Below are 24,245 nucleotides of genomic sequence, written 5' to 3'. Positions count from 1 at the left end.
GTCGATCACAACACGCCGAGCCCGTGCGGCCGCAGATTGAGCGGCTCGACGCCGTCCTCGGTGACGACGACGATGTCCTCGATGCGGGCGCCCCACTCGCCGTCGAAGTAGATGCCGGGCTCGATGCTGAACGCCATGCCCGGTTCCAGCGGGAGCGCGTTGCCCGCCACGATGTACGGCTCCTCGTGCACCGAGAGCCCGATGCCGTGGCCCGTTCGGTGGATGAAGCGGTCGGCGAGGCCGGCATCCGCGAGCACGGCGCGCGCGGCGGTGTCAACGTCTTCGGCGGTGATTCCGGGCCGAACGGCATCGACGGCCGCCTGCTGGGCGCGCTCGAGCGCGGCATACGCATCACGGATGTTCGCGCCCACCTCGCCCGTCGCATACGTTCGCGTGCTGTCCGAGTTGTACCCGATGGCCGTCGGGCCGCCGATGTCGACGACGACGGTCTCCCCCTCGCCGATCACGCGATCGGACACCTCGTGGTGCGGGTCCGCGCCGTTCGGACCGGATCCCACGATCACGAAGTCCGCCAGGGCATGTCCCTCCTCCACGATCGCCGCGGCGATGTCGGCCGCCACCTCGCGCTCGGTGCGTCCAGGGCGAAGCCATTCGCCGACACGGGCGTGCACGCGGTCGATGGCGGCGCCGGCCTCACGGAGGGCGGCGATCTCGGTGGCATCCTTCACCATGCGCAGTCTGCGCAGCACCGGCGTGGCCAGCTCGATGACGGCGTCGGAGGTGACGGAGAGGGGCACGGTGTGCAAGGCGGGCGTCGCCTCGCTGACACCGATCCGTCGGGTGACGCCGAGCCCGCGTAGCGCGAGGGCATACGGATCCTGGCCGTCGACCCAGTCGCGCACGTCGAGGCCGGCCTCACCGACGGCCGATGCTCGGAGGGCGGCCAGTTCCATCCGCGGGGCGACCACATAGGGATCGCCGTCGGCAGGAAGGACGAGCGCCGTGAGCCGCTCGAACGTGCTCGCGCGCGAGCCGACAAGGTACTGCAGATCGGGGCCGGGCGTCACGATGACGGCGTCGAGCCCGTTCTCACGAACGAGTTCGCCGGCCCGCTGCAGACGCGACGTGTACAACGCTGTGCTGAATCGATCCTCGGCCATGTCTCGAGCCTAGCCACGGCCGCACTTCGCGTCGGCGGCCCGCGAGGCACTCTCGTGAGTATCAACGGGCACTCTCGCGGGGAGGAACGGGCACTCTCGCGGGAGGCGGTCAGGCCAGGGCTATGACCGCGACGGAGGCGGCGGAGAGGACAAGGCCGGTGCGTTGCAGCCAGTTCCATCGCTCCTGCAGCACGAATCGGGCCAGCAGCACGGTGACCGCGGGATACATCGAGGTCACCACCGCGATGATCACGAGCTCGCCGAATCCGGTCGAGGCGAGATAGCTCAGCGCGGCGGCCGAGCCGAGCACTCCCGCGAGAAGCGGAAGACGCCACTCCGAACCGGGAAGACCGCGGCGCGCGCGGAATCCGCCCACCGCGAAGGGAACGATGAGGGCGCACGCCACAAGTTGTCCGATCGCGACGGGCCAGGCGCCCGATCCCGAACCGGCGCGCTCCAGCGCGATGAACAGCAGGGCGAAGGCTGCTCCGGCCAGGATCCCGTAGAGCGCGCCGCCGCGGCGCTGATCCTGGGCGCCTTCGGCCGAGCCTCCCCCGCCGGTCCATGACACGAGCGCGACGGCGACGATCGCGGCAACGACGCCCAGAACGCCCAGGACCGGCAGCCGGTTGCCGATCAGCACGCCGACGACGGCCGGGATCACGACCGTGAGCACACCGGACACCGTCGCGACGACGCTCATCGATCCGACCGCGAACCCCTGGTACAGAGCCAGCGTGCCCACGGCACTGCCCACTCCGCTCAGCGCTCCCCACAGCAGGACGGATGCCGTCGGTCCCGCCCCGTGCACGAACACGACCACCACGGCCGAGAACACGAGCCCCACGCTCAGCGTCACGGCCGTCACGAGAATCACCGGCGTCCTACGCCCGGCCATGCCGGCCAAGAAGTCGGACGCCCCGTAGCCCACGGCGGCGACCAGCGCGAGCAGCGCTCCCACGGCATCATCCTCTCGTTCCGGCGACCTCCCCCTGGCACGATCTGCGGACGCCCGTCGGCGCGATCGACTGAGCGCGGCAGCGGAACGGAGGTCGGGTGCCGCTACTGCGGCGCGACCCTCATCATCGTCCGCTGCGGGTCGAGCCGTGCGACGACAGGTTCCAGAATGTTGGCGAGCGCCTCCAGCTGCTCCCGGTCCAGCCGGTCGATCACGAGCCGGCGTACGAGCTCGAGGTGTCGGGGCAGTGCGCGGACGAGCGCCTTGCGCCCCTCGGATGTCAGCCGCACGTTGATCACTCGCGCGTCGTCCGGGCTGTCGACGCGTTCGACCAGTCCACGTGCCGAGAGCTTGCCGATCACCTTCGACAGCCTGGGCAGTGTGGAGTTGACCATGACGGCGACATCGGACATGCGCATCGTGTTGTGGCCGGCCTGCTTGAGGCCGCTCAACACTATGAACTCGAAGTGCGTCATCCCCGCGTGCGCCCGCAGGTCGGCATCAAGAGCGGCAGGGAGCAGCTCCGCGGTCGCAACGAGAGCCAGCCAGGCGCGCGACTCGAGCGCATCCATGCGCGGCACTGTCGGGACCATGGAAGGAGTTTACCGAGGTCGGAATAGTTGCAGCTACAAGTTGTTGCATCAATGGTTGCACTTGCAACAACAGCACATCGAACGTCTCAGGAGGACGACATGACCAGCATCTCGGTGATCGGCACCGGCAACATGGGATCCGCCATCGCGGCCCTCGCGGTGAAAGGCGGTGCGCACGTTCAGGTCGTCGCCCGCGACACGACTAAGGCACAGGAACTGACCGAACGGCTCGGTGCGACAGCAGCGACGTTCGGCGACGTGCTGACCGGCGACATCGTGGTGCTGGCGCTCCCGTACCCCGCGCTCGACGAGGTCGTGTCGACCTACGGCGCTCGCCTCGACGGCAAGACCGTCGTCGACCTCACCAACCCGGTCGACTTCGCCACCTTCGACGCGCTCACCGTGCCCGCCCACTCGTCCGCTGCCGCCGAGCTGCAGGCGAAACTGCCCGACGCCCACGTCGTGAAGGCGTTCAACACCAACTTCGCGGCCACGCTCGCCAGCGGCACCGTGGGCGGCGAGCCCACCACAGTGGTCATCGCGGGCGATGACGACAACTCCAAGGCGGAACTGGGCGCCCTGATCACTGCGAGCGGCCTCAAGGCCGCCGACGCCGGCTCGCTGAAGCGTGCCCGCGAGCTCGAGGCCGTCGGATTCCTGCAGATGGTGCTCGCCGCGCGCGAGCACATCGGCTGGACCGGCGGATTCGGCGTGCACGCCTGATCGGCAGTATCCGTCATCCCCGTGGCGCGTGCGAGACCCGAGTCGCACGCGCCACCGGTGTCTCAGCGCAACGCCGGCGCCGCAGAATCGGTGAGCGCGAAGACCGCCGTTCACCCGGCACTGTGCGCCTGGGCGATCGTGAGCCCGGCGGCAAGCTCGGCGAACGCCTGATCGGCTCCCTCGTATCGCGCCAGCGCTGCGGCCTGGCCGAGCCAGAGCGACTGCAGTTCGCCGTTGCCCTGCGCCCCCGCTGCGACGCGGAACCGCCCGGTCAGCCAGTTCTGCGCCGGGAACGGCGCGATGGCACCCGCCCCCTCGATGGTGCGAACGGCACGGTTGGGGGCGCCGCGCGAGAGGCGTCCGCTCATCGCCCGCGTCAGCACGCTGCCGTCGGCGGGGGTGGAGCCGATCGCGGCTCGATGCGCGTCGTTCGCGGCGGATTCGCGGGTGCGCAGGAACGCGGTGCCGACCTGCACACCGTCGGCGCCCAGGGCGAACGCGGCTGCCACGCCGCGGCGGTCCGCGATGCCGCCCGTCGCGACGACGGGAACGTCGACCGCGTCGCGCACCTGAGGCACCAGGGCGAACGTGCCGACCAGGGAATCCGCTGCCGGTCGAAGGAACGAGACCCGGTGCCCCGCAGCCTCTGATCCCGAGGCGACCACGATGTCCACACCGCCGTCGGCGAGCGCCACGGCCTCCTGCACCGTCGTCGCGGTGCCGATCACGGTGATGCCGCGCTCATGCGCTGCATCGAGGATGTCGCGCCCCGGCACCCCGAACACGACGCTGAGCGCCGCCGGTCGAGCCTCGAGAACCGCCGCCAGCTGCTCCTGGAAGGACGGAAGGTAGCGCTCGGGCGGATCCGGCACCTCCAGTCCCACCTCGTCGAAGAGCGGACGCATCGCCTCGGCTGCACTGGCGTACTCCTCGGCGCTCGGATCCCGCTCCGTGCCGGTCGGCAGCCACAGGTTCAACGCGAACGGGCGCGCGGTGGCGGCGCGCAGAGCGTCCGCTGTCTGCAGGATGCGTTCCGCGTCGTATCCGTAGAGCCCGTACGACCCCAGGCCGCCCAGTTCGCTCACCCGCGCGGTCAGTTCCACCGAGGAGAGCCCACCGAACGGACCCAGCACGATGGGGGTGCTGATGCCCAGCATCCGGGTGAGTCGATCGGCTCCTGGTGTGCTCATGGTTTCCCCTCGGGTCTGATAAAAAGGAGATTAATCCGCTTAAAGCTATCGAGCGAAAGGCGCACTGTGACCGCGGCACTCGGCATCCAGATTGCCACCACCTTCACCTGGCTCGGGCTCGTCGTGGGAATCTCCTTCATCGAGGCGCCTGTCAAGTTCCGGACGCCGGGCGTGACCGTCGAACTGGGCGTCGGGATCGGCCGCCTCGTCTTCCACGTGCTCAACGCCGTCGAGGGCATCGCGGCGGCGGTGCTGCTGCTGACGGTGTTCCTCCAGGGCGGCACGCACGGAGCCTGGCCGGAAGCCCTCACCGTGGCGCTCGCCGTCGTGCTGGCTGCCGGAGCGCTCGTGCTGCGACCGCTGATGGACCGCCGCGTTCGGGCGGGAGAGACCGCCGACCGGATGCCGCGCAACAACCTGCACTTCGGCTACGTCGGGCTCGAAGTGCTCAAGGTCGTGCTGCTGGTGTGGCTCGGCGTGGTCGGTCTGCTCAGCGCGTGACGGATCCGTCGCCGGACTCCCCCGCGCCGAGCGACACCATGCACAGGTCGGGCTCGACGAACGGGATCAGGCGCGCGGAAGGATGAGCTCCGTCGTCGAGCCGTTCCAGCATCCGCTCCACGAGGCCGCGATGCACGGAGCAGACGACCTCCGGCCGCTCTCGGGCGAGATCCCGGAAAGGACACCCGTGCATCAGGATGTCGTCGCCGGAGACCTCGGGCTCGAAGCCCCACGAGTCGAGCACGTCGACGAGCGATGCCACGGAACCGACACCAGCGGGAGCCTCGACCGAGTCGGCCCAGCTGCGGCCGGCTTGTGTCGACGCCCGCGCGGCGGCGCTTCGTCGGGAGGACTTCGCGCCTGAGGCGCGCTCCGCACCCGGATCGGAGCCGCCGATCGCCTCGACCAACACCCCGAGCAGCCGCTCTCTGGCCTCGGACGCTCGCAGGGCGCTGCCGGGCGAGTACAGCATCCGCGGCCGCCCTCGCCGGTTCTCCTGCACGGCACGCCGTTGCACCAGACCGGACGCGACCAGTTGGTCGAGGTGGAACCGCGCAGTGGTCACGTGAACGCCGAGCGCCTCGGCGATGGCGTGCACGTCGAGCGGATGCTCCGCCCCCGCCAGCACCTCCAGCACGCGTCGACGCGCCATCGGCTCGAGAGCGACGGCCGCCTCCGAACTCTCCGCCGACGACGCGTGGCGCCCCTTGGCCTCCGATTCCTGGTGCGCGCTCACGTGCTCTCCCTCGCTCGTTGCGTCGCCTCGTGCTGCGTCTCGGCTCGATGCGTTCCGACTGGCTCGGCCTCGAACTCGTCGGGAGCCTGGTCGCCGCTGCGCTGCCCACCCAGGCTCGGTTCGTCGCTGCCCTGCCCACCCAGGCTCGGCTCGTCGCTGCGCTGCCCGCCGAGGCTCGGCTCGTCGCTGCCCTGCCCGTCCAAGCGCGGCCCGTCCAGATCTTGCCCGTCGCGATATCCGATGGTCTCGTACCGACTGCCGGAGCGCCCCTGCAGCCGTCGCTCGATGGACCCCGCGATCCGGGCGGCCTGCACCTTGGCATGCTCGGCGACCGCCCCGGCGAAGTGGTCGTCGACATTCGCAACCCAGATTTCGAGCCAGCGCTCGAACTCGTCTTCTCCGAGCGGATGCTTCGCGTGCAGCACAGAGTGGAGCTGCAGCGCATTGCGCCGGTAGAGCCCCGCGTTGAACAGCACGGTCTGCCAGAAGTCGCACATGATCGGCAGGTGGTGGTCGAGGTCCATGTGGGCGACATCCGTGAAGATCGGCCCGATGAGCGGATCGGCGAACGCGCGCCGGTAGAACGACGAGACGAGGAGGGCGACGTCGTCCCGATCCTCGAGGTCGTGCATCGCGGTCGCTGCGTCAGGCATGGCATCCACCTTAGGTCGAATAAACCGCATCGAACTGCTGCTTATCCGCGCCACGCTGGTCGACGGGTGCATTCCTGGCCGACCGTGTTCGTCGACTGCGCGGCGGGCCTCTGCGTGGGCCGGGCCAGAATGGCGAGCCGACTCCGTGCCGTATTCAGGACACGGTTCCGTGCCGTATTCGGGACATGGTTCCGTGCCGTATTCGGGACACGGTTCCGTGCCGCAATCAGGAGAAGGTTCCGTGGCGGATTCAGGAGAAGGTTCCGTGCCGGATACGGGACATGGTTCGGTGCCGTGTTCAGGACACGGGGAGTGCGGAGCCCCATATGCGCTCGAGTCGTCATATGTCCTGAATACGGAACACGGAGGGGGACTGCGAAACACGGAGGGGGATACAGAACACGGAGGGGACTGCGAAACACGGAGCGGGAATACGGAACACGGAACGGATTCACCGTTGAGCTTCTCCTGGTCACCCCCGGGAGAAGCCGGGCCTCCTGACGGTGCGGAACCCGGCGGCGTCGGCGCATTCCCGCTTTCGGCGTCGGCGCCATTTCTGTATTCGCCCTGTGTCAGGCGGCGTCCGCTATCGAACGGTCGCCTCTCATCCATGACGTAAACTTCTGACAAAGTCCGGACTTTGTCACCCGTCCCGTCGCAGCGCCTCGCGCACTGTGCTGTTCACGAGACCGTGTAGTCACTGTCACCGCACCTCGGCGACACGGTGCCGTCAGAGCGACCGCGCGGTCAGAAGGACTGTTCCATCAGAGGGAGCCCACATGCCCGACACGATCGCCGAGCAGACGAAACTGCCGACCGAACTGTTCGTGGACATAGACCGTTCGAGTCCGATCCCCATGTACTTCCAGGTCGCGACGACGATCGAGCGGGCGATCACCGACGGCACGCTCGCGCCCGGCGCCCGGCTGGAGAACGAGATCGCCCTCGGCGAGCGGCTCGGGCTCTCCCGTCCGACAGTGCGGCGCGCCATCCAGGAGCTGGTGGGCAAGGGCCTGCTCGTGCGGCGTCGCGGCATCGGCACGCAGGTGGTGCAGCGGCCGGTCACGCGCAAGGTGGAACTCACCAGCCTGTACGACGATCTCGAGCGCGGGAGCAAGCATCCGTCGACCGCGCTGCTGACCCGTGAGGTCGTGGAGGCCGACGACGTGATCGCAGACCAGCTGTCCGTACCGAAGGGGTCGTCGGCGCTGCACGTGCGTCGACTGCGGTCTTCAGACGGCGTGCCCCTGGCCGTTCTGGAGAACTACCTGCCTTCCGAGTTCATCGACATCAGCGCCGACGAGCTGCAGACGCGCGGCCTGTACCAGCTGCTCCGCGCCCGCGGAACGATGATCAGCGTCGCCCAGCAGCGCATCGGCGCCAGGGCGGCCACGACCGAGGAGAGCAGGCTCCTGGACGTGAAGGGGCACGGTCCCGTGCTCACGATGGATCGCACGGCGTACAACAACAACGGCAAGGCGGTCGAATACGGCCACCACTGTTACCGGCCCGACCTCTATGCGTTCGAGATCACGCTCGTCAACAAGTGACGTCGGATCCGGCCGGTCGAGAACGCTCCTCGTGCTGGGTCTCCGCAGCACGAACCCACACGTGCCGACCCTCAGGCCAGCGCCGAACGCAGGTACTCGGCCGACGCGCGCGCGTCGCCGATCGGACCGGCGCCCTCCGCGGGCGCGCCGTCGATGACGTTGTCCTGCTCGAGCACGAACCATCCGTCATATCCGACGGCATCGAGGCTGGCCAGGATGCTCCGCACATCCACGTCCCCCTGCCCGAGCGGCCGGTACAGCCCGGCGACCACGGCGTCGTAGTACGTGCGCTCACCCGACTGCACGGTGCGTGCGACGCCGAGGTCGACATCCTTCAGGTGCACGTGCGCGATGCGGTCGGCGTGGGCGGCGGCGAAGGCGACGGGATCCGTTCCGCCGATGAGCAGGTGGCCGGTGTCGAGGCAGATCGGGATGCCGGATCCGGCGAGCACGCGGTCGAGGTCGTCTGTGGTCTCCACCATGGTGCCGACATGCGGATGCAGCACGGCGAGCACACCGGCATCCTCCGCCGTCTTCCGGAGTCGGTCGAGGTTGCTCAGCAGGGTCGCCCAGCCGGTGGCATCCAGCTCAGGGCGGGAGTCGTAGCCCTCGACGCCGGTCGCCGCCGCGAGCACCAGCACGGATGCCCCTGCCGCCGCATACGACGCCAGCTCCGCTTCGACCTCCGGAACGGGGTCGTGCAACGGATTGTGCAGCACGACGGGCACGAATCCACCGGTCGCGCTCAGGCCGAAGCCCGAGAGCAGTTCCGCCTTCTCAGACGGCGACTCGGGCAGGAATCCGAGGGGACCGAACTCGGTGGCCGAGAAGCCCAGCTCCGCCATCTCGCGCAGCACGCGGTCGGGCGGCAGCTGGTAGCCCCAGCCGGGAACCTCGCAGACGCCCCACGAGATGGGCGCCGCAGCGATCTTCGGTGCGGTGGATGCGGTCATCGCAGCGCCCTTTCTGTGGTCATGGACGATGTCCTTGCGGCCGATGAGCTGGTGGCCGAGGAGCTGGCGGCCGGTGCGCTCGATGCCGGTGCAGTTGTGGCCTGTGCCGTGGGGGACGTGTCGGCTGAGAGACCGAGGAGGTCGGCGTGCGGATACCCGACCGCGACGCTGCTTCCGCCGGTCTCCATGGCGGCGATCACGGCGTGGGCGACGGCCGTCGCACGGTATCCGTCGACGGCGTCGGCGAGGTCGGAACCGTCGTAGCCGCCGCGCGTGACGGCGTCGACCCAGTCCTGCATCTCCGCGCGATAGGCCGCCGCGTATCGCGGCCGCCAGTCGGCGGGATAGGCGCTCTGCCTGGTCAGTCCGGTGTCGCGAACGACGGCCGTCGGGCGACCGAGCGCGAGCGTGCCCGTCTCGCCGACGACCTCGAGCCTGACGTCGTATCCGTAGACGGCGTTCACGAACACCTCGACGGTGGTCAGCGCGCCGTCTGCGGTGCGGAGCAGGAGGAGCTGCGGGTCCTGACGCTGCGGAAGCAGGCTCGTCGACGCCGGTGCGTGCCAGCTCACGTCGACGACCGTCGAGGACAGGAGCCACGGTGTCTGGTCGAGCTCGTGGACGGCAGAGTTCAGCACCGTGGAGACGGAGTCACCGCGCGGATCGCCCGACACGTTGCGGTGCACAGCGTGCGCGAGCAGCGGCCGGCCGATCTCGCCGGCATCCAGCGCCTGCTTGAGCTCGACGAGGGCGGGGTCGAACCGGCGGGAGAATCCCACGGAGACCAGCCGACGACCCGTCTCCCGTTCCGCGACGATGATGCGCGCGCAGTCGTCCAGATCGAGCGCAAGCGGCTTCTCGCAGAGCACGGGCTTGCCTGCGGCGATGGCGGCGAGCACTAGGCCGGTGTGTGTGGAGTCGTGGGATGCCACGACCACCGCATCGATGGCATCCGCTTCGATCAGCTCCACCGGGTCGGCAACGGCGAGCGGTGCACCGAGCTCGGATGCCAGTGCCTGGGCGCGTGCCAGGTTGATGTCGGCCACCGCCGCGAGGACCGCGCCGTGGGTGGCCGACGCGATCGCCCTGGCATGGTCGCTGCCCATGATGCCCGCACCGATCACGCCGATGCGCAGTGGGCCGCTCGCACGCGCCGCATCTGCGGTGGGGTGCGGGGCGGTGGAGCTGTCCTGAGTCATGTGTTCCTCGTGTCGTGGTCGGTCGTGGTGCGTTCGCTTCGACTCGGCTGCGCCTCGCTCAGCGAGCCCGACGCGGGGCGAGCCACCCGCTCCTGGGCTGGTGTCCTCAGCCCAGGAGCGGGCGCTGCTTCTTCTGCTGCTCGACGTATTCGGCGTGCGCGTGCCGCGTGCTCTCCAGCTCGGAGACCTGGGCGACGGGCACGTCCCACCAGCCCTCGCCGTCGGGCGCGTAGGAGAAGGGATCCGAGTCGACGTGGATGAGCGTCGAGGTCTCGCTCGTCTTCGCAGCGGCCACGGCGTCGCGGAGGCGGGATGCGGCATCCGCTCCCGGCGCGATCTCGATGACGTCGATGCCGTAGCTCCGGGCGTTGGCCGCGAGGTCAACTGCCGTGAGCAGCGCTCCGGACTCGAAGTTCGACTCCTCGCGGTCGAGGTAACGGTAGCGGGTGCCGAAGCGCTGAGATCCGACGGTCTCGGAGAGGTGCCCGATCGAGGCGAACCCCTGGTTCTGAATGAGCACCACGACGATCTTGATGCCCTCGGCCACCGCTGTCGCCAGCTCGCTGTGCAGCATGAGGTACGAACCGTCGCCGACCATGACGATGACGTCGCGGTCGTCGCCCAGCGCCTCGAGCCCTCGCTTGACGCCGAGGCCTCCTGCGATCTCGTATCCCATGGTCGAGAACGCGTATTCGACGTGGTAACCGAGCGGGTCGCGCACCCGCCACAGCTTGTGCAGGTCGCCGGGGAGCGATCCGGCCGCCTGCACGACGACATCCCGAGGGTCGCTCGCGCTCTGCACTGCCCCGATGATCTCGCTCTGGCCGAGGAGCTCGGCGCCGGTGGGCTTCAGGGCGTCATCGACCACGGCATCCCATTCGCGCTTCTCGCGCGCGATGCGCTCGACATAGTCGGCGTCGATGTGGTGACGGTCGAGCGCGACCTGGAGCGCGACGAGGGTCTCGCGGGCATCCGCGATGACCGGCAGCTGCGTGCCGTGCTTGTACGCGTCGAACGACGCGACGTTCACGTTCACGAACGCCACATCAGGGTTCTGGAACGCGGTACGGCTGGCTGTCGTGAAGTCGCTGTAGCGCGTGCCGATTCCGATGACCACGTCTGCCTCGGCCGCGAGCCGGTTCGCCGCGGTCGTTCCCGTGGCGCCGACCCCGCCCAGGTACTGCGGGTGGTCCCAGTTCAGCGCGCCGCCTCCGGCCTGACTGGTGCCGACCGGGATGCCCGTGCTCTCGACGAGCGCGCGCAGCGCGTTCTCCGCGCCCGAGTAGATGACGCCGCCGCCGGCCACGATGAAGGGGCGCTTCGCGCCGCGGATGGCCGCTGCCGCGGCATCCAGCGCCCAGCGCTCTGGCGCCGGACGACGGATGTGCCACTCGCGGTCCTGGAGGAACTCCACGGGCACGTCGAGCGCTTCGGCCTGCACGTCCTCGGGCAGCACGATCGTCACCGCACCCGTCTCCGCGGGATCCGTGAGCACGCGCAGCGCGGCGAGCGCGATGGAGAACAGCTGCTCAGGACGCTGCACGCGGTCGAAGAATCGTGACAGCGGGCGGAACGCGTCCGTCACCTGCACGCCGGTGTCGTGCGGATGCTCCAGCTGCTGCAGCACGGGATCCGCGACCCGCGTCGCGAACGTGTCGCTCGGCAGCAGAAGCGCGGGCAGTCGGTTGGCCGTGGCGAGCGCCGCACCGGTGAGCATGTTGGCTGCTCCAGGGCCGACGGATGCCGTCGCCGCGAGCGTGGCGCGCCTCCTGTGTACGCGCGCGAATCCCACCGCCTGATGAACCATGGCCTGCTCGTTGCGCGCCTGGTGGTACGGCAGCAGCCCGGAATCCTGCACGTTGTACTGCTTCAGCGCCTGGCCGAGGCCCGCAACGTTGCCGTGGCCGAAGATGCCCAGGATCCCTGGCACCGTGCGCTCCCGGATGTCGCCGTCCACCGTCCACTGGTGCGCCAGGAACTCGACCAGCGCCTGGCCGACGGTCATGCGTCGTGTCGTCATCGGTGTGCTCCGTTGTCGTGTCGTTCGTCGTCGCGTCGATCGCCGTCCTGTCGGCCGTCGTCCGGCAGAGCGTCGTGTCGTTCGTCGGTGGATCCCGTCAGCCGGGGATCCTGCGGTGTTGTCGCCCACCGGTCGCGGATCCAGCTCTGCCGCGGATCGTCGCTGATCAGCCACTCCCGGGTCTCGCCGGGACCGGCCATCACGTTCAGGTAGTAGAGGTCGTATTCGGGCGCCGCTGCGGCCGGTCCGTGGTATCCGAACGGCACGAGCGCGATGTCGCCGGTGCGCACCATGGCACTCGTGTCGATCTCGCCTGCAGGCGACGAGTACGTGGCGAAGGTGCCGAACGCGTCAGCGTCTGGCGGGGCATCCGCTCCGGCTCGGGGCGCCGACTCGAAGTAGTAGATCTCCTCGAGCCGCGACTCGTGCCCTGCGTCGGCCTCGTCGTGCTTGTGCGCCGGATGCGACGACCAGTTGCCGCTCGGCGTGATCACCTCGCAGGCGATGATCGCCGCAGCGTCGAGCGCGTCCGGCGTGCCGAAGTTCTGCACGCGTCTGGTGTCGCGGCCCGCTCCCCTGATCTCGACGGGCACATCGGACTTCGCGAGATAGGCGCTCGGCTTCCGCTCGGTCGTCACCGCCTCCGCGACGGCCACGCGGCCGGATCCGCTGACGCTCATGGCGCGGCCGACACCCACGTACAGCACGTCGGTGGCGCCGTCGAACACGTTCGCGCGTCCCTCGAGCACGGTCGTCATGTCGTCGTGGTCGACGCGGAAGCCGCCGGCGAGCGGCACCACGATGCGCTCCACGTCTCCGGCCGGCAGCTCGATCACGCCGTCGTCCAGCTCGGCGACGCGGATGCCGGTGTGCCGCCATCCCGTGATGCCGTCGTCGACGACCGACTCCCAGGCGCCCCGGGTCAGCGACCCTGCTGGGAAGAACCATTCGTTGCGCACGACCATGTGACGCGGTGCCTTTCTCCGGCCGAGACTGCCGGTGATCAGTCGTTCTGCGGGAAGCCGAGGTTGATTCCCCGGTGCGCCGAGCTCTGCGTGGCCGGGTCGAGCCAACGGCTGGTGACCGCCTTCTCGCGCGTGAAGAAGTCGAAGCCGTGTACGCCGTATGCCTTCGCGTCTCCGAACAGCGACTTCTTCCAACCGCCGAACGAGTGGTAGGCGACCGGCACGGGGATGGGCACGTTGATGCCGATCATGCCGACCTGCACCTCGCTCTGGAAGCGCCGGGCAGCACCGCCGTCGTTGGTGAAGATGGCGGTCCCGTTGCCGAACTGCCCGGAGTTGATGAGGTCGATCCCCTCCTGGAACGTCTTCACTCGCACGATCTGCAGCACCGGTCCGAAGATCTCCTCCTGGTATGCGCGGGAGCTCGTCGGCAGGTCGTCGATCAGGGTGGGTCCGAAGAAGAACCCGTCCTCGCCGCCCTCCACCGTGCAGGAGCGGCCGTCGACGACGATCCGTGCTCCGTCGGCCTCCGCGATGTCGACATAGTCCGACACCTTCCGCTTGTGCTCTGCGGAGATGAGCGGACCCAGGTCCGGTTCGCCACCGGCGCCGCCTGCGCCGTTGCCGACGCGCAGCCTGTCGATCCGTTCCGTGATCTTGCCGATCAGCTCATCCGCGACCGGCTCCACCGCGAGCACAACGGAGACGGCCATGCACCGCTCGCCTGCGGCGCCGTAGCCCGCGTTCACCGCCTGATCCGCGACCAGGTCGAGGTCGGCATCCGGCAGCACCAGCATGTGGTTCTTGGCGCCGCCCAGCGCCTGCACCCTCTTGCCCGTCTTCGACGCGGTCTCGTAGATGTACTGGGCGATCGGTGTGGAGCCCACGAACGAGATCGACTGGACGACCGGCGAGTTCAGCAGGCCGTCGACGGCGAGCTTGTCGCCCTGCAGCACCGTGAAGACACCGTCGGGCAGGCCGGCCTCCTTCCAGAGGGCAGCGATCCACAGCGACGCCGACGGATCCTTCTCGCTCGGCTTCAGCACCACCGCGTTGCCCGCCGCGATCGCGACAGGGAAGAACCACATCGGCACCATGGCGGGGAAGTTGAACGGGCTGATGAGACCGACGACGCCGAGCGGCTGCTTGATCGAGTACACGTCGATCCCCGTCGACGCGCTCTCGCTGAACTCGCCCTTCGTGAGGTGCGGGAATCCGGTGGCGAGCTCGACGACCTCCTGGCCGCGGTTGATCTCGCCGAGCGCGTCGGAGAGCACCTTCCCGTGCTCCGACGTGATGATCTGGGCAAGCTCGCCCTTGCGGGCGTTCAGCAGCTCGCGGAACGCGAACAACACCGTGAGGCGTTTCGCGATCGAGTATCCGCTCCACACCTCGAACCCGCGCTGCGCCGAGGCGATGGCCGCATCGACCTCCGCCCGATCCGCGAGCGCCACGCGCTTCGTCTGAACGCCCAGGGCCGGGTTGTACACGGGTGCCGTGCGACCACTGGCCGACGGGTACGCCGCGCCGTCGATCCAGTGCGAGACGATCGGGAGGTCCGTGTGCGTATCGTCGGCCACGGGTGCTGCGGTGAGGTTCGTCATGGCGATGGTTCCTTCTGATCTGGTCTGCAGTGATCGTGTGCGGACGGGCCGGATGCTCAGCGCCCGTGAACGAGGGATGCCGCGGTGTCGACGGCCAGGGCCACGTCGTCGTCCTGCGGATACAAGAGCGTGCGGCCCACGACGAGTCCGTGCACTCCCGGCAGCGCCAGAGCGGATGCCCACGACGCGTACGTCTCGTCGGGTGCCGCCGCGCTGTCGCCGCCGAGCAGCAGCGTGGGCAGCGTCGTCGCCTCCATGACCCGCTCCATCCGGTCGACGACCGGAAGCTTCAGCCAGCTGTACGCAGAGGTGGCGCCGAGTCCGGAGGCGATGGCGACCGACGTGATGACCGCGTCCGTCGACAGGTCGTTGACGACGCGTCCGTCCGCCCACTCGCTCATGAAGGGCTCGAGCATGATCGGCAGGCCGGAGCGTGCCGAGGCCGTCACCGCGTTGGCGGTGGCCTCGAGGGTGCGCGCCGTCGCGGGGTCCTGCAGGTTGATGCGCACGAGGAGCTTGGCGGCATCCACTCCAGAACGCGTCATGGCGTCGACGTCGTAGCCGGTGTAGCGGTCGTCCATCTCGAAGACGGCGCCGCGAAGGCCGCCTCGGTTCATCGAGCCGACCGCGACCTTGTCGTCGAGGGCTCCGAGCAGCACGAGGTCCTCGATGATGTCCGGGGTGCCCAGCACACCGTCCACACCGGGACGCGAGAGCGCCAGAGCGAGGCGCTGCAGCAGGTCGTAGCGGCCGGCCATGGCCGTGGGATCGCTGCGCACACCGAGCGCGCCACGTGCGGGATGATCAGCCGCCACGATGAACAGCCGGCCGTCGCCTCGTACCAGCGGACGCCGCGCGCGCTGCGCGAGCGCCACCCCGATGGACTCCGGATCGCGCTGTCGAGCCGCGCGCAGGCGGGCGAACGCGTCGGGCGCGATCACCGCGTCGGGCGCGCGCATCCGTTCAGGCGCGGACATCGACGGACTCCTTCAGCAGCGCCTCGACCTCTGACGTGGTCGGCATGGCGGTCGAGCATTCGCGCCGCCCGGCGACGATGGCACCCGCGGCGTTCGCGAACCGGATGACCGTGCGCAGGTCCCAGCCCTGCAGCAGCCCGAAGCTCAGCGCCCCGCCGAAACCGTCGCCGGCGCCAAGGCCGTTGACGACGTCCACGAACACGGGAGCCACCTCGACGGTGTCGCCACGGGTCTTGGCCAGCACACCGCGCGGACCCTGCTTCACGACCGCGAGCTCTACGCCGCGCTCCAGCAGGGCATCCGCGGCACGATGCGGGTCGGACTCCCCCACGGCGATCTCGCACTCCTCGCGGTTGCCGACGGCGATGGTAACGTGCTCGAGTGCCCGACCAACTTCGGCGGTCGCGGCGGCGGCCGACTCCCAGAACATGGGCCGGTAGTCGAGGTCGAGGACCGTCAGCGGCCGGCGCTCACGGGCCGCCCAGGCGGCGTGATGCGTCGCACGGCTGGGTTCCCTGGAGAGCCCGGTCACCGTCGCCCAGAAGATGCGCGCGCCGCGGATCGCGTCGAGGTCGAGCCGGTCGGCCGTGATCATCAGGTCCGGCGCGATCGGCTCCCGGTAGAAGTACAGCGGGAAGTCGTCCGGCGGGAAGATCTCGCAGAACGTCACAGGAGTATTGAGCCCCGCCACTGTCGTCATGAAGCGCGGGTCCACGCCGAGGCGGGCCACCTCGCGGCGGGCGAAACGGCCGAAGGGATCCTCACCCGTCGCCGTCACGACGGCGCTGTGCAGACCGTGCTGTGCAGCGGCGATGGCGACGTTGGTGGCGCTGCCGCCGAGGTACTTGCCGAACGTCTCGACGTCTTCGAGACCGACGCCGTCCTGCAGCGGATAGAGGTCGACGCCGATACGACCCATGGTGATCAGGTCGAACGGCGCGTTCTGCGCTGCCGTGTCCGAGGCTGCCGCTTCGCGGGCGAGCGTGTTCTGCGCCGCCGTCTTCTGGGCCGTCACGCCGTGCGCTGCCGCATCCGTCGACTTGTCGTCCGTCACGTCCAACCCTTCAGTTCGATCTTTGTCCTAACAAACTAACATATAGGTGGGCGAATGGCAGGGGCGATGCTGACGGATGCCGCGGCGCAGCATCCGCGCACACGTCGCCACCTCAGCGCGCCCAGCTCGCCCCGTCCAGTTCGCTGAACAGCCGCTCCTCGGCGATCGCACGGTCGATGGCCGTCACCACGCCGTCGAGCACGGGCCGGGTGTCGAGATCGTCGCCCAGCCATTCGATGGCCGACGCAGGCACTGGATGCACCGACGCGGCCGCAACGGATTCGATCACGGACACGAATCCGCCCGTCCGCTCCAGCGGCGACAGGAGCTGCGCTCCGCCGTTCCTCGCCTCGATGAGGTTGTCCATGAGGTCGGCCCGGCCGAAGTCCCGCGTCGTGCCGTCGGGCATCGTGAGGCGATCACGGGTGTAGTGGAGCACCGCCGTGCCCTCACTGCCGCGCACGGTGATGAACGGATCGTCCTCCCGCGGACCCGCAAGCGTGAACGCGCAGGTGAGAACGCCGTCGAACGTGCGGCTGCCCAGCTCGGAGGGATGCACCCGGAGCGCCGACGTGTCATCCACGTCGATCGGATTCACCCGGTGCAGGTCGGTTTCCACGCCGGCGATCGCCCGTGGATCATCCCAGCCCGCGATGTACAGCGAGGTCATCACGGCGTGCGCGAACGGATTCGACACCGCACCGTCGGAGACCCGAACACCGTTCAGCTCGCGCCTGCCGGCCCATGGTGATCTCGTCCAGTACGCGCGGTCGCGCGTCCACGATCCGGCGGCGCCGATGGCCTCGATGGTCCCCAGCTCACCGCGCGCGATCGACGCCTGAAGCTCGGCGAGGGCGAGGGAGCCGAGGCTCTGGAATCCCACCTGCACCATCCGCCCGGTCTCCTGCTGCACGTCGACGAGCCGACGGAACGCAGCGAGGTCGGTCACCGGTGGCTTCTCGAGCAGCACGTCCGCCCCGGAACGGAGCGCTCTCGCCGCAAGCTCGCCGTGCGTGTGCAGCGGAGTGGCGACGACGATGACATCGACCTCGGTCTCCGCCAGCAGCGCATCGATGGTGGGCACGATGGCGGGCAGCTCGCCCTCGACTCGTCGTCCTTCGCGAACGACAGGTCCGTCGAGCGGATCGACGAGGCCCACGAGCTCGGCTCGGCCCTCCGCGTGCAGTTCCTGAGCGCGAAGCACGTGGGCGGCGCCGTAGCCGTGCACCCCGATCACGGCGATGCGGGCGGGTCGTACGGCGCTCATCGGCGCACCCCCCGCTCGGCGCGGATGCTCACGCCGAACGTTGCCGGTGCCGTGCCGCCGACACGGACGCGAACGCCGCTCGCAGCATCCGTTCCGCCGAGGAAGCCGTAGTCCTGACCCGGCTCGTAGGGCAGCGGTGCCGCGCTGAGCTCCGCGCCCTCGACATCGAGGAGGATGCGCGCATCACCCACCTCGTACCCGCCGCGTCCCGATGGCAGCACCCACGCATCCTCGCCGTCGGGGATCCCGCCGATGACGGTGCCTCCCGGCCGGAACGCGAACTCGAGCGACCACGGCAGCTGCGGCGCGGCGATGCTGACATCCAGCTCGACGCCGTCCGCCAGCAGGCGTGCGGCGACGACCGTCGTCATGGACACCTCGTCACGCGGACGCAGCGGGAACGACATCGACGCACTGAATCGACCGTCGTCGTCGAGCTCGTAGGCTCCGTCCCTGCGCCGATCGGCTGCACGCAGCGGCTGGTAGTACGCGGCCACGAGGGTCTCCTCCAGCACAAACTCGTCATCGGCCACGCGGCGCAGCGACGATGCTCGGAACGGTCCGAGGTCGAAGAACGAGCGCGAGAGCCGCACGGAGTCCAGCACAGCCTCGCCGGCGAACATCCGACAGAACGTCGGGTTGTTGGCGAGCCCCGAGCGGATGCGGCCGTGCGTCGCGTAGTCGGACCCGCCGTACAGCACGGTCTCGACGGCATCCGACCGTCGACCGGCGAGGCCGATCGTCTCGAGCAGGTACGAGGATGGGCCCGACGGATCGGCAACCGAGCACTCCGCATCTCCTCGTTCGGGCAGCGGCGCAAGCAGCTCCGGCCGCAGCAGGGACTCGGCGAGCAGTTCGGCATCCAGCGGCGCCGACGAGGCTGCCCTTCGTGCTGCGGATGCGAAGTCGACACGCCCTGTCGCCACGGCGGCGATGCGGTATGCGGCGAGATAGGGCGCGAGCGGGAACCGGGTGGTGGCCTGATCCTGGCGCCGTGACTGCACCGTCTCGACGGTGTCGTCCGGATGCAGCAGCGCCAGCGTGGTCTCCAGGTTGCGATGCACGATGCCGTCCAGCTCGACCGTCAGCTCCGATCGGCCGAGTGCGCGTCCGATGGCGCTGAGCGACGGATTCGTCACGTGCGCCGCGTAATTCGGGCTGCGCTCGGAGTAGAGGCCGTCCCGATCGACGTCGACGCCTTCCGACAGCCACTCGTCGACGCGGGCGACGAGCCGTTCGTCGGGGAAGGAGCGATGGATGCGCGCCAGCGCCGCGCTGATCTCCCAGCGGTGGTTCGGCGTGTGCACGCCGCCGGCGAGCAGCGCCTGGGTGGCGTCGCGGATGATCGTGCCGATCGCGTCCCGAACGGCGGATGCGTCGACCGTCCCCTCGAGGAACGCGTGGGCATCGCACGCATCGTTGATGGTGAAGGCACTGTCGGGCGGCGACTGCAGATTGTCCCCTCCGGCGAACAGGCCGGACGGCGACTGGAGTGCACGTAGCGCGTCGACGCGGAGCGCCGCTGCAGCGATCAGCGCCGATCGGTCCTGTGCCGATCGGTCATGTGCCGATGGGTCCGGGACTTCTCGGTCGGCACTCCGTTCCTCGGAGCGGTTCGCCGCGACGAGCGAGAGCAGCACCTTGGCGTCCCGCATCAGCCCTCGGTGCGCGCCCGACCGGGCGTCCTGTTCCGTCATTCCCAGGAGGACGCCGGCACGCGCCTTCGCCGCACGCACCACGTCATCGCGGAACGCGCGATCGAGCTCGGTGTCGTCGTGCACGGCATTGCTGTGCACGACTCCGCCATGCACGATCGTCTCGTTCGCGGGCGCGTCGATGCCTGGCTGTTCGGTCACGGGAAGCCTTTCGTGTTGCTGGGAGGTGGACGCAGCTGCGCCTCAGACCTTGGTGTCCGACTGGCCGTGCACGAACTCCTCGATCTCGAAGGGCTGGAGGGCGTTCGCCGCGGCCATCAGCCGCTGTCCGGCCACCACCTCGGCTGCGACCCGGGCGAATCCCTCCGCGGCGCCGACGTCGAACTGCACGTCACCAGGTTCGGAGCGCCGGCCGATCACGATGAAGCGTGCGCCCGATCCCTCCAGCGATGCCGGGATCTCGCGCTCGCGCCCGTCGCCGACGATCAGGACCAGCGTTCCCGGTCCGACCGACTCCATCGGACCGTGCAGGTACTGCTGCGTCTCGTATGCCGTCGCGGGAATGCGCAGGCACTCGCGAGCGAGCAGGGCGATCTCGGCTGCCGCTGAGGCGGAGAGCCCTGAACCCACCACGTCGATCGAGGATGCCTGCACCACGGCAGGCGCGCACCCCTCCGCCGGCGATGCGAACGACTCCAACGCCCGGCCGACGACGGACGCGATGGACGGATCCGCCGACCGCGCGATCCCCAACGCCCGCGCGAGCCTGTCGTACGCGACGAGCGTCGCCGTGAAGCCGACGGTGTATGCCCGCGAGTCGGCGAATCCTCCGAGGTCGATGGCGGCGTCCGTGATCTCGTGCACCGCGGCATCCGGATCGTTCGTGATGACCAGTCGCCGACCCGCCGGGAACGCACGGGCGGCGGCGATGGGCTCGGGGCTCCTGCCCGACTCGGTGACGACGAGGGCGTGATCGCCGAGGGATGCGGCATCCGCTCCGAGCACTTCGGACGCGACGACGTCGAGGGCTCGGATCCCGCCGGAGCGCAGCACGTGCGCCAGCGCGCCGGCCGAGTGGTGCGCTGCCCCCATCGCCAGGAGGACGACGGTCTCGCCGGGATGCCACGGAGCGACGCCGCCCGGGAAGCCCGCTGGTTCGGAGTCGAGCCGTGACTCGAGTGCGGCCAGCAGCCCGGGTTGCGACAGCATGGCCTCGCGGAAGGGTATGAAGCGCATCAGTCCTTGAGCCCCGCGTTGATGTTCGCCCCCATGACGTACTTCTGGAACACGAGGTAGATGAGCACCAGCGGAATGATGGAGATCACGGATGCGCCCAGCAGCACCGACCAGTTGATGTTCTGGGCGCCGACGATGCTCTCGATGCCGATCTGCAGGGTGAACTTGCTCGGGTCGTTGAGCACGAGCAGCGGCCAGATGTAGTCGTTCCACCGCCACTGGAACGAGAAGATCGCGAGCGTCAGCATGATCGGCCGCGACAGCGGAACCATGATGCGGAAGAAGATGGACAGCTCCCTGGCGCCGTCGATGCGCGCCGCCTCGACAAGATCGTCGGGAACGGTGAGGAAGAAGCCGCGGAACATGAGCACGCCGGTGGCGGTGAGGATCGACGGCACGATGATGCCGGCCAGCGAGTTGTAGAGGCCGAGGTCGCGCACGACGATGAACGACGGCGCAAGCATGACCTCGGTGGGCAGCATGGTCGTGGCGAGGATGCAGACGAAGAAGACCTTCAACCACCGGTTCGTGTACTTCGCCAGTGCGTATCCGGTCGCACAGCTGACGGCGACGGTGAGCACGGTGGTGACGCACGCGACGAGGATGGTGTTGCCGAAGTATTGAGCGAAGTCGAAGCTCTGCCACGCGGTGGTGAAGCCGGTGAGCGTCCACTGTTTCGGGAACAGCGTGAGCGGATACGAGAACAGGTCGCCTGCCGGCTTGAACGAGCTGAGCAGGAACCACAGCAGCGGGAACAGGAACCCGATGGCGAACACCCACAGCAGCGTGGTCGCCGAGAGGTGACGCCCGATCTCGCGCGGCGGGATGCCCTTCTTGCGCTTTCCAGGACGTCGCACGTTCACGGATGTCCGCGCCGCGTCCCCGAGATCCGGTGTGCGTGTGAGGTCTGTCGACGTGGTCATCGGGAAGACGCCTTCCTGTTCACGAAGAGTTGGATGACGGCGATGGCCATGAGGATGATCATCAGGATGAAGCTGGCCGCGCTCGCGTAGCCGATCTGGCCGCGCTGGAATCCGGTCTGGTAGATGTACTGCACGAGCAGGTTGTTGTCCGTACCGGGACCGCCGTTGTTCAGCGACACGAAGAGCGCGTACTCCTTCATCGTGCCGATGGTGGTGAGAAGGATCACGATGAACGAGGTCGGCGCGATGTTCGGCAGAGTGATCGAGAAGAACAGGCGAATGGGACCCGCCCCGTCGAGCGAGGCCGCCTCGTAGTACGACGTCGGCACGTTCTTGATGGCGGCGATGAACAGCAGCATCGAGAAGGCCATGCCGGCCCAGGTGGCCGCGAAGACCACGACCAGCAGCGAGAGGTTCGCGTTCGACTGCCACGGCACGGCCTTGCCGCCGAGGGACTCGATGATGAAGTTCACAAGCCCGAAGTTCTCACCGAACAGCCAGCGCCACACGACGCCCGTGATGATGGGCGAGACCAGCCAGGGCAGGAAGAAGATGATGCGGGCGACGACCTTGCCCTTGGCGTAGCTGCTCACCATGAGGTTCGCGATGAACAGCGAGATCACATAGCTGAGCGGCACCACGATGATGGTGAACTCGAGCGTGCGCAGGAGCGCCGCATAGAAGCTCGAGTCGCCGAGCAGCTTGGCGTAGTTGTCGAGGCCGACGAACTGCGGGTCGCCGACGCCCGTGTAGTTCGTGAAGGAGTACCCGAGACCGATGACCGCCGGCCACACGAAGAAGAGGGCGAAGAGCACCACGTTGGCCGCGATCAGCACGAGCGGGGCGATCGTGTAGTGGTTGAGACGCGGCGCACGACGGCCCCGCTTCGGAGCGGGGGCTGTGCGCCCCAGCTCCGAAGCGGCCGTCTGCGCCGCGGTTCCGGTGACTGTCATCGTTGATATCCGCGGATCACGCGGGTCGGCTACTTGCCGACCTGCTGGTTGTAGCCGTCGACGATGTTCTTCAGGGCGGTGTCCACCGACTCCTGACCGTTGATCGCCTTGCCGATCTCGGTGACGCTCGGATCGGTGGTCAGCGACTTGCCGTCGAGCACCCACTTCGTCTGCGCCTGGTTGAAGTAGCCCGAGATGGGCGCGTAGAGCGGCAGCTCCTCGTTGTAGAGCTTGAAGGCATTCTGCGCGGCAGCCGACTTGAACGGGTAGTCGGGGTTGAGCCCGCTCTCCACCGGCAGGTAGCCGTTCACCTCGGTGAGCTTCTTGTACTGGGCCGGCTCGTACATCCAGGTGAGGAAGTCCTTCGCGGCCTTGGCCTGCGCCGTGTTGTTGTTGAACCCGACAACGAGACCGCCCGAGTTCACGTCGCTGGCCTGCACGGGCTGAGCCGGTGTCGGAACGCTCGCCCAGTCGAACTTGGTGATGCTCTCGGCGAACGAGGAAACCTGCCACACGCCTGACCAGTAGGCGACCACCTGACCGCTCTGGAACAGGGCCGACGGGTCGGCGCCGCTCGTCCACACCGACTTCGGCATGGTCGTGTCGTTGTTCAGGCCCACGAAGTACTCGACGGCCTTCTGCGTCTTGGCGTCGGCCGAGAAGGTGCCGCTGGAGTCGGCGTGGATGTACTTGCCGCCCATCTCGTAGACCATGGCGCGCAGGCGCGACGGGGACGAGTCGAACGTGAGGTCGTACTTGGCGCCCGTCGCCTCGCGCACCTTGTCAGCCGCCGCGATGAATTCGGGCCACGTCCAGGTGTCCTTCGGCGAGGTCGGATACGAGACCCCCGCCTGCTCGAACAGGCTCTTGTTGATGAAGAGACCTGAAGCCGTCACGTCCGACGGGATCGCCAGCACCTTGCCGTCGGAGGTCTTGGCGATGAAGTTCTCGTTGATCTTGTTGGACTTGGTCTTCACGATCGACGACAGGTCGATCAGCTTGTTGGTCCAGATCGGGTCGAGCGCCGGCACGCTGGCGATGTCGGGCAGCGCATTGGCCTGTGCCGCGTCGCGCAGCTTCGTGGTGTATCCGCTGTAGGGGATGTTCACGATCTTGACCGAGACGCCGGTCTTCTTCTTGTACTGCGAGACGAGCTGGTCATAACCCGCCTGCTGTGCAGCGCTGGAGGAGAGCCAGAGCGTGACCTTCTTGCTGTCGCTCGACGTGCTGCTGCCTGCGGACGAGCATCCGGCCAACACGAGAGCCGCTGCCGACAGGGCGGCGACGGAAGCCAGCACTCGACGTAGCCGCGTCCCCGGCTGCGATGTCTTCAGAGTCATCATTGAGTCCTTCGATGGGGCAGAGCCTGTCCGAGCGGACGAGCCGGAGCGGCCTGCGGAGGTGGTTAGATATT

22 protein-coding genes are annotated in these 24,245 nt (G+C 68.7%); 3 read left to right on the top strand and 19 right to left on the bottom strand.

Annotation, left to right across the window (positions count from 1 at the left end):
• Window positions 1-5 precede the first annotated feature (5 nt).
• The 3 genes from ACX9R5_RS08175 to ACX9R5_RS08165 form a co-directional block, all read right to left on the bottom strand.
• Complete coding sequence (locus ACX9R5_RS08175) at window positions 6-1,121, bottom strand: M24 family metallopeptidase (RefSeq protein ID WP_459408483.1); 1,116 nt, start codon at window positions 1,119-1,121, stop codon at window positions 6-8.
• A gap of 109 nt (window positions 1,122-1,230) precedes the next feature.
• A complete protein-coding gene (locus tag ACX9R5_RS08170) occupies window positions 1,231-2,082 on the bottom strand; it encodes an EamA family transporter (protein WP_459408482.1) in 852 nt (283 codons plus the stop codon).
• 101 nt (window positions 2,083-2,183) lie between these two features.
• Window positions 2,184-2,672: a MarR family winged helix-turn-helix transcriptional regulator gene (locus ACX9R5_RS08165; protein WP_459408481.1), complete on the bottom strand. Its 489-nt coding sequence runs from the start codon at window positions 2,670-2,672 to the stop codon at window positions 2,184-2,186.
• A gap of 51 nt (window positions 2,673-2,723) precedes the next feature.
• Between ACX9R5_RS08165 and ACX9R5_RS08160 the strand changes: the two genes are divergently transcribed.
• The gene (locus ACX9R5_RS08160) at window positions 2,724-3,395 is read left to right on the top strand and encodes an NADPH-dependent F420 reductase (protein WP_459408480.1); all 672 of its coding nucleotides are present in this window, start codon (window positions 2,724-2,726) and stop codon (window positions 3,393-3,395) included.
• Window positions 3,396-3,505: 110 nt separating this feature from the next.
• Here the strand turns inward: ACX9R5_RS08160 and ACX9R5_RS08155 are convergent, their stop codons facing one another.
• Window positions 3,506-4,585 (bottom strand): NAD(P)H-dependent flavin oxidoreductase, encoded by a 1,080-nt coding sequence (locus ACX9R5_RS08155; protein ID WP_459408479.1) that lies wholly within the window; start codon window positions 4,583-4,585, stop codon window positions 3,506-3,508.
• Between the two features lie 66 nt (window positions 4,586-4,651).
• Between ACX9R5_RS08155 and ACX9R5_RS08150 the strand changes: the two genes are divergently transcribed.
• Window positions 4,652-5,086 carry a hypothetical protein gene (locus tag ACX9R5_RS08150; protein ID WP_459408478.1) on the top strand — a complete coding sequence of 145 codons (435 nt, stop codon included), beginning with the start codon at window positions 4,652-4,654 and terminating at the stop codon, window positions 5,084-5,086.
• Here ACX9R5_RS08150 and ACX9R5_RS08145 read toward each other — a convergent pair.
• Both ACX9R5_RS08145 and ACX9R5_RS08140 read right to left on the bottom strand, forming a co-directional pair.
• Complete coding sequence (locus ACX9R5_RS08145) at window positions 5,076-5,822, bottom strand: helix-turn-helix transcriptional regulator (protein ID WP_459408477.1); 747 nt, start codon at window positions 5,820-5,822, stop codon at window positions 5,076-5,078. The genes ACX9R5_RS08150 and ACX9R5_RS08145 overlap by 11 nt on opposite strands.
• Window positions 5,819-6,475, bottom strand: coding sequence for a group III truncated hemoglobin (locus ACX9R5_RS08140; protein ID WP_459408476.1), 657 nt, complete (start codon window positions 6,473-6,475; stop codon window positions 5,819-5,821). Before ACX9R5_RS08140 ends, ACX9R5_RS08145 begins: the two co-directional genes overlap by 4 nt.
• Before the next feature lie 779 nt (window positions 6,476-7,254).
• On the opposite strand from ACX9R5_RS08140, the gene ACX9R5_RS08135 reads away from it, so the two are divergent.
• Window positions 7,255-8,025 carry a GntR family transcriptional regulator gene (locus ACX9R5_RS08135; protein WP_459408475.1) on the top strand — a complete coding sequence of 257 codons (771 nt, stop codon included), beginning with the start codon at window positions 7,255-7,257 and terminating at the stop codon, window positions 8,023-8,025.
• Window positions 8,026-8,096: 71 nt separating this feature from the next.
• Here the strand turns inward: ACX9R5_RS08135 and ACX9R5_RS08130 are convergent, their stop codons facing one another.
• The 13 genes from ACX9R5_RS08130 to ACX9R5_RS08070 form a co-directional block, all read right to left on the bottom strand.
• Window positions 8,097-8,978: a TIM barrel protein gene (locus ACX9R5_RS08130; protein ID WP_459408474.1), complete on the bottom strand. Its 882-nt coding sequence runs from the start codon at window positions 8,976-8,978 to the stop codon at window positions 8,097-8,099.
• A complete protein-coding gene (locus ACX9R5_RS08125; RefSeq protein WP_459408473.1) occupies window positions 8,975-10,177 on the bottom strand; it encodes a Gfo/Idh/MocA family protein in 1,203 nt (400 codons plus the stop codon). Before ACX9R5_RS08125 ends, ACX9R5_RS08130 begins: the two co-directional genes overlap by 4 nt.
• A 106-nt stretch (window positions 10,178-10,283) precedes the next feature.
• Entirely contained in the window at window positions 10,284-12,197 is a 1,914-nt protein-coding gene (gene iolD / locus ACX9R5_RS08120) for a 3D-(3,5/4)-trihydroxycyclohexane-1,2-dione acylhydrolase (decyclizing) (RefSeq protein ID WP_459408472.1), read from the bottom strand.
• Complete coding sequence (gene iolB, locus ACX9R5_RS08115) at window positions 12,194-13,162, bottom strand: 5-deoxy-glucuronate isomerase (RefSeq protein WP_459408471.1); 969 nt, start codon at window positions 13,160-13,162, stop codon at window positions 12,194-12,196. The genes iolD and iolB overlap by 4 nt, the downstream gene beginning before the upstream one ends.
• A 38-nt stretch (window positions 13,163-13,200) precedes the next feature.
• Entirely contained in the window at window positions 13,201-14,766 is a 1,566-nt protein-coding gene (locus ACX9R5_RS08110) for a CoA-acylating methylmalonate-semialdehyde dehydrogenase (RefSeq protein WP_459408470.1), read from the bottom strand.
• 56 nt (window positions 14,767-14,822) lie between these two features.
• Complete coding sequence (locus ACX9R5_RS08105; RefSeq protein WP_459408469.1) at window positions 14,823-15,743, bottom strand: class I fructose-bisphosphate aldolase; 921 nt, start codon at window positions 15,741-15,743, stop codon at window positions 14,823-14,825.
• Window positions 15,730-16,671, bottom strand: a complete 942-nt coding sequence (gene iolC, locus ACX9R5_RS08100; RefSeq protein ID WP_459409051.1) for a 5-dehydro-2-deoxygluconokinase — start codon at window positions 16,669-16,671, stop codon at window positions 15,730-15,732. Before iolC ends, ACX9R5_RS08105 begins: the two co-directional genes overlap by 14 nt.
• 238 nt (window positions 16,672-16,909) lie before the next feature.
• The gene (locus ACX9R5_RS08095; protein WP_459408468.1) at window positions 16,910-18,064 is read right to left on the bottom strand and encodes a Gfo/Idh/MocA family protein; all 1,155 of its coding nucleotides are present in this window, start codon (window positions 18,062-18,064) and stop codon (window positions 16,910-16,912) included.
• The gene (locus ACX9R5_RS08090) at window positions 18,061-19,920 is read right to left on the bottom strand and encodes a hypothetical protein (RefSeq protein WP_459408467.1); all 1,860 of its coding nucleotides are present in this window, start codon (window positions 19,918-19,920) and stop codon (window positions 18,061-18,063) included. Before ACX9R5_RS08090 ends, ACX9R5_RS08095 begins: the two co-directional genes overlap by 4 nt.
• Before the next feature lie 42 nt (window positions 19,921-19,962).
• Entirely contained in the window at window positions 19,963-20,955 is a 993-nt protein-coding gene (locus ACX9R5_RS08085; protein ID WP_459408466.1) for an SIS domain-containing protein, read from the bottom strand.
• The gene (locus ACX9R5_RS08080) at window positions 20,955-21,878 is read right to left on the bottom strand and encodes a carbohydrate ABC transporter permease (protein WP_459408465.1); all 924 of its coding nucleotides are present in this window, start codon (window positions 21,876-21,878) and stop codon (window positions 20,955-20,957) included. The genes ACX9R5_RS08085 and ACX9R5_RS08080 overlap by 1 nt, the downstream gene beginning before the upstream one ends.
• Window positions 21,875-22,831, bottom strand: coding sequence for a carbohydrate ABC transporter permease (locus ACX9R5_RS08075; protein WP_459408464.1), 957 nt, complete (start codon window positions 22,829-22,831; stop codon window positions 21,875-21,877). The genes ACX9R5_RS08080 and ACX9R5_RS08075 overlap by 4 nt, the downstream gene beginning before the upstream one ends.
• A 29-nt stretch (window positions 22,832-22,860) precedes the next feature.
• Complete coding sequence (locus ACX9R5_RS08070; protein ID WP_459408463.1) at window positions 22,861-24,171, bottom strand: ABC transporter substrate-binding protein; 1,311 nt, start codon at window positions 24,169-24,171, stop codon at window positions 22,861-22,863.
• Window positions 24,172-24,245: the final 74 nt, after the last annotated feature.

The organism is Rathayibacter sp. CAU 1779 (assembly GCF_054551755.1).
Note: the sequence above shows the minus strand (reverse complement) of the source record. Positions and strands in the feature narration are given on the sequence as shown.

Excerpts from the sequence above, each read along its gene's own strand:
- ACX9R5_RS08175 (WP_459408483.1), bottom strand. The coding sequence starts at position 1,121 with ATGGCCGAGGATCGATTCAGCACAGCGTTGTACACGTCGCGTCTGCAG.
- ACX9R5_RS08165 (WP_459408481.1), bottom strand. The coding sequence starts at position 2,672 with ATGGTCCCGACAGTGCCGCGCATGGATGCGCTCGAGTCGCGCGCCTGG.
- ACX9R5_RS08160 (WP_459408480.1), top strand. The coding sequence starts at position 2,724 with ATGGTTGCACTTGCAACAACAGCACATCGAACGTCTCAGGAGGACGAC.
- ACX9R5_RS08155 (WP_459408479.1), bottom strand. The coding sequence starts at position 4,585 with ATGAGCACACCAGGAGCCGATCGACTCACCCGGATGCTGGGCATCAGC.
- ACX9R5_RS08140 (WP_459408476.1), bottom strand. The coding sequence starts at position 6,475 with ATGCCTGACGCAGCGACCGCGATGCACGACCTCGAGGATCGGGACGAC.
- ACX9R5_RS08135 (WP_459408475.1), top strand. The coding sequence starts at position 7,255 with ATGCCCGACACGATCGCCGAGCAGACGAAACTGCCGACCGAACTGTTC.
- ACX9R5_RS08130 (WP_459408474.1), bottom strand. The coding sequence starts at position 8,978 with ATGACCGCATCCACCGCACCGAAGATCGCTGCGGCGCCCATCTCGTGG.
- ACX9R5_RS08125 (WP_459408473.1), bottom strand. The coding sequence starts at position 10,177 with ATGACTCAGGACAGCTCCACCGCCCCGCACCCCACCGCAGATGCGGCG.
- iolD (WP_459408472.1), bottom strand. The coding sequence starts at position 12,197 with ATGACGACACGACGCATGACCGTCGGCCAGGCGCTGGTCGAGTTCCTG.
- iolB (WP_459408471.1), bottom strand. The coding sequence starts at position 13,162 with ATGGTCGTGCGCAACGAATGGTTCTTCCCAGCAGGGTCGCTGACCCGG.
- ACX9R5_RS08110 (WP_459408470.1), bottom strand. The coding sequence starts at position 14,766 with ATGACGAACCTCACCGCAGCACCCGTGGCCGACGATACGCACACGGAC.
- ACX9R5_RS08105 (WP_459408469.1), bottom strand. The coding sequence starts at position 15,743 with ATGTCCGCGCCTGAACGGATGCGCGCGCCCGACGCGGTGATCGCGCCC.
- ACX9R5_RS08095 (WP_459408468.1), bottom strand. The coding sequence starts at position 18,064 with ATGAGCGCCGTACGACCCGCCCGCATCGCCGTGATCGGGGTGCACGGC.
- ACX9R5_RS08085 (WP_459408466.1), bottom strand. The coding sequence starts at position 20,955 with ATGCGCTTCATACCCTTCCGCGAGGCCATGCTGTCGCAACCCGGGCTG.
- ACX9R5_RS08080 (WP_459408465.1), bottom strand. The coding sequence starts at position 21,878 with ATGACCACGTCGACAGACCTCACACGCACACCGGATCTCGGGGACGCG.
- ACX9R5_RS08075 (WP_459408464.1), bottom strand. The coding sequence starts at position 22,831 with ATGACAGTCACCGGAACCGCGGCGCAGACGGCCGCTTCGGAGCTGGGG.
- ACX9R5_RS08070 (WP_459408463.1), bottom strand. The coding sequence starts at position 24,171 with ATGACTCTGAAGACATCGCAGCCGGGGACGCGGCTACGTCGAGTGCTG.